Origin of the sequence: Nonomuraea zeae (assembly GCF_005889725.1) — a bacterium.
Taxonomy (GTDB): Bacteria; Actinomycetota; Actinomycetes; order Streptosporangiales; family Streptosporangiaceae; genus Nonomuraea; species Nonomuraea zeae.
In genome coordinates this window covers 1-4,149 of record NZ_VCKX01000529.1, presented here as the reverse complement: position 1 = coordinate 4,149, position 4,149 = coordinate 1, and the positions used below count along the sequence as shown (strand labels likewise).

The 4,149-nt window shown below is 73.4% G+C and carries 3 protein-coding genes; all 3 read left to right on the top strand.

Annotated elements, in window-relative coordinates; translation table 11 throughout:
* Window positions 1-10: 10 nt before the first annotated feature.
* Window positions 11-1,174 (top strand): helix-turn-helix transcriptional regulator, encoded by a 1,164-nt coding sequence (locus ETD85_RS60530; protein ID WP_138698807.1) that lies wholly within the window; start codon window positions 11-13, stop codon window positions 1,172-1,174.
* A gap of 252 nt (window positions 1,175-1,426) precedes the next feature.
* Entirely contained in the window at window positions 1,427-3,892 is a 2,466-nt protein-coding gene (locus ETD85_RS60525) for a hypothetical protein (RefSeq protein ID WP_138698806.1), read from the top strand.
* Window positions 3,893-3,911: 19 nt separating this feature from the next.
* On the top strand, window positions 3,912-4,149 hold a 238-nt coding region (locus tag ETD85_RS67815), incomplete at its 3' end, for a hypothetical protein (RefSeq protein ID WP_206059611.1).

The following is a 4,149-nucleotide window of genomic DNA, read 5'->3' as shown; positions in this document are numbered from 1 at the left end:
TTAGGGTCGCGTGGGCTCGGAGATGTGTATAAGGGACAGGCTGGAGCGCCGGGGGATCATCCGGGCCCGCCTGATCGTGGCCCAGGCGGCCCTGCTCTGGGGACGCTTCGGGGAGGCCGGCAGGGGACTGGCCGCCATGGGCGCCATGGTGAAGGACACCGGTTACTGGCGGGTCGCCGACGTCGTGCGGATCGGCCAGGCGCGGCTGGCCTGGCACACCGCCGACTGGCGCGGCCTGGACGAGACCCTGGACGACCTGGCCACCTCGGAGTCGGCCGACGCGACCACCCGCTTGGAGGCCAGGGTCGTGCAGGGACAGCTCGATCTCGCGTCGGGAGCGCGGCAGCGGGCCGAGCACCGGCTCCGCCTGGTGCTGGCGGCCAACGGGCCGCGCGGCGACGCGGACCCGTTCGCGTCGCCCAACGCCGCCCTGGCCAGGATGGCCCTGTCGGAGGGAGACCACCTGGGCGCGCTCGAACTCACCGAGCCGATCATGAGCATGATCGTCCGCAAGGACGTCTGGCTGTGGGCCACCGAGGTCGTGCCGGTCCACGTGGACGCCCTGATCGCCGCCGGGCGGACGGGCGAGGCCGGCGAGCTCGTCACCGCCTTCGCCGGCGGCCTGGCCGGCCGTGGCGCTCCGGCTCCCGCCGCGTCGCTCGCCACGTCGCAAGCGATCGTCGCCTGCGCGGAAGGCCGGGACGCCGAGGCGCTCTTCACCGAGGCCGCGCGGGCATGGGCGGCCCTGCCGCGGCCGTACGACGAGCTCCTGACCCTGGAACGGCAGGGGCGGTTCCTGCTCGGCACGGGGGCGGGCGCGCGCGGGCTGGCGGTGCTGTCGGACGCGCAGCGGCGGCTGCAGGACCTCGGCGCCCGCTGGGACGCCGACCGCGTGGCCCGCCTGCTGCGCGGCTACGGCGTGGAGGTCGCCCGCCCGTGGCGCGGCGGCCGCAAGGGGTACGGCGACCAGCTGTCACCCCGCGAGGCGGAGATCGTGGACCTGCTCGCCCGCGGCTGGACCAACAAGCGGATCGCGGAGAGCCTGCAGCTGTCCCCGCGGACGGTGGAACGCCATCTGAGCACGGCCATGCGCAAGGCCGGCGTGGCTTCGCGCACCGCGCTGGTCATGGCCGTCACCTCCGCGGCGGATCACCCCGGCCGGGAACCGACATAGCGCGGCCGGGGGTGCCGCGCCATTAATTGGGTGTTTTGCCGACTCGCGGCGGTGACCGCGCCGGGCCGATCCTGATCTTCGTGAAAGACGATCAGCAAGAGCAGGAAGTCCCAGCTGAAGCGCCTGAGGAGCCTTCCCTGGAGGACGTGCCGCCCGTAGCCGAGCACGAACCGCTGTAACCCCGCGCACCCCCTCGTTCGCGTGCCCGGGCGTCCCCTGACGGGCGGGCATGGAACAGAAAGCTGAGAATCCATGAGGCTCGACCCCTTAGGCATCCTCCTTCGAGATCGCCCGGCTCGGACGACCGCGGCGGGCGCCGCGCTGGCGCTGGCGCTGACGGTGATCGCGGGAGGCGGCACGGCGGGCTCCGCCGAGGCCGCGGCAGCCGCCGCTCCCGCTCCCGCCGCTACTCCGGCCCCCGTCCCGGCCGGTTCGCCCCAGAGCGCCGCCGCCACGGGACAGGCGCTTCCCGGCAAGACGACCACGTCCACGGTGACGCTGCTGACCGGCGACCGGTTCCGGGTCGAGACGGCGGAGGACGGCACCCAGCGGGTGAACCTGCTCCCGGACGCGCGCGACACCGCCGGCGGCACGTTCTCCCAGCTCAACCTCGGCCCCGACACGTACGTGGTCCCCTCGGAGGCGGTCCCGTACCTCGGCAGGACGATCGACATGCGCCTGTTCAACGTCAGCTACCTGGTACGGGCCAAGCTGGACGACGAGCACAGCAAGACCCTGCCGGTGAAGGTGCGGGCCACCGGGGCGAAGGCGGAAGGGCTGCCCGCGACCAGCGTCTCGGCCACGGCCGACGGGGTCGCCAGGGCGAAAGTGACCAAGAAGGACGCGGGCCGCCTGGGCCGGCTGCTGGCCAGGCAGTGGCGCGGCGCCGGATCGGGCGCGACCGGCACCCTGCCGGGGGTGGAGCGGATCGAGCTCGCGGTGCCCAAGGGCGCGCCCGAGCCGCCCGCCGTGCCGACGGGGGCGAGCGCCAAGGCGGCGGCCTCGGGAGTGCGCTTCCACCGGCTGACCGTCGACGCCATCGGCCGTGACGGCAAGCCGGGAGTGATGTTCGGGGCGGTGAGCAACGTCACCGACGGGAAGCTGGCCAGTTTCCCCGCCGCCTTCGCCTTCCCCGGGGAGGGCAGGAAGTCGTTCATGGTGCCCGAGGGCACCTACAGCATCATGGCCGGCGTCTTCGCCGGCCCGGACAGCGACCTCAGCACGCAGATGGCGCTGGTGTCCAAGCCCGAGGTGCGCGTCAGCGCCGCCACGACGGTCGTCCTGGACGCCCGCGGCGCGGTGCCGTACCAGGTGAATCTGGAGACTCCGCCGCAGAAGGACCTGCAGCGGCTCGACGCGTTCACCTTCGTGCGCACCAGCGCCGCGGGCGACCAGACCGGCGTGGCGCCGGCCGACCTGCCGTGGGGCCTCCTGTGGCGGACGATCTCGTACCACATGAACGGCAACCCCGGCATCTCCGCCACCCCCACGCAGCCGGTCACCACCGGCCGGTTCGACTTCCTGGGGATGACGTCGCTGGTCGAGGGGGAGGTCTCCGGCCCGGAAATGGGCTCCACCTACGAGTTGCTGTTCCCGTACGGCGGCGCGGTGCCGGCCTCGATGACGCACACGATCAAGGCGTCGGACCTGACCACGGTGCACTCGTCCCTGACCGACGAGCCGTCGGACGAGCCATCGCCAGGCCCGCTCAACCGGCTCAGCTACGCGTTCCTGCCCTGGGGATGGACCGACTTCGGCTACGGCGGCAACCCGGCCGCCGGCGAGCGCACCGACTACCTCTACAGCAGCCGGCCCGACCAGGTGATCTGGCAGAGCGCCGTGGGCCCCGACCGCGGCGACCGGCTCCACGGCCCGCGCCGGCAGATCCGGCCGGGGCAGGTGATCAGGGAGGTCTGGAACCGCGGGCCGGAGGTGCCCTCGGCCGCGGCGACCTACGTCCAGCGGCCGCAGCACGGCATCAACGGGACCCCGAACACCCAGATCGACGCCCCGATGGCGCAGGTGTGCGCCGCCTGCCGGCAGGGGAACCTGGGCATGGTCTACCTCCTGCCCTCCGGCGACTCCGACCCGCTGCACTTCGCCGAGCCCGGCTGGCAGTCCTCCAAGCTGGCGTTCTACCGGGACGGCAAGCCGGCCTTCGGCACGGGAGTCATCTTCGACTACGCCCCCGAGCCGGAGTCGCTGCCCCTGCTGCCCCGTCCTGCGGACTACCGGCTGACGTGGACCACGACCCAGGAGGCGACTCCTGACGCGAAGGGCACCACGGAGTGGACGTTCCGCTCGGGGCCGCAGGACGCCGCGGCGAACCTGCCCAAGGACGTGCAGTGCGCGGACCCGTCGCTGCCGTGCTCGTTCCTGCCCCTGCTGTTCGTGCACTGGGACCTGGCGCTGGACCACGAGTCGCGGGCCGCGGCCGGACAGCCGTTCGACGTGGGCTTCCGGGTGTCGTCCCAGCAGCACCAGGCCGCGCCCGCCGGCGTGGCGGCCACGGTCGAGGTGTCCTACGACGGCGGCGAGACCTGGTCGGAGCCGCAGGCGGCCACGCGGAAGGCGGACGGCACGTTCGCCGCGCCGATCACGCACCCGGACTACGCGGAGGCGGTCCGCTGGGTGTCGCTGCGCGTCAAGGCGCACGACGCGGGCGGCAGCACCGTCACCCAGACCAACATCCGCGCCTACCGGCTGATCGGGAGTTGACATGCGCCCACATCGGATCATGAAACTGGCGGGCGTGGCGGCCCTGCTCGCCGCGCTCCTCCCGGCGGCTCCGGCCGCCGCCACGGCGCTCGTCCCCGCCGTCCCCGCCCCCGCCGCCCATCCGCGAGGGGTTGGCGGCGTTCACGATGGCGTCCGCCCGCTGCTCGGTGATGTCGCCTCGTACCAGAGTGATGTTCATCTCACCGAGACTGCCAGGACCGGGCCACGATTCGCCAACGTCCGCGCCATCACCCCCG

Bases quoted from the DNA above. Each gene is read 5' to 3' on its own strand.
- ETD85_RS60525 (WP_138698806.1), top strand. From the start codon at position 1,427: ATGAGGCTCGACCCCTTAGGCATCCTCCTTCGAGATCGCCCGGCTCGG.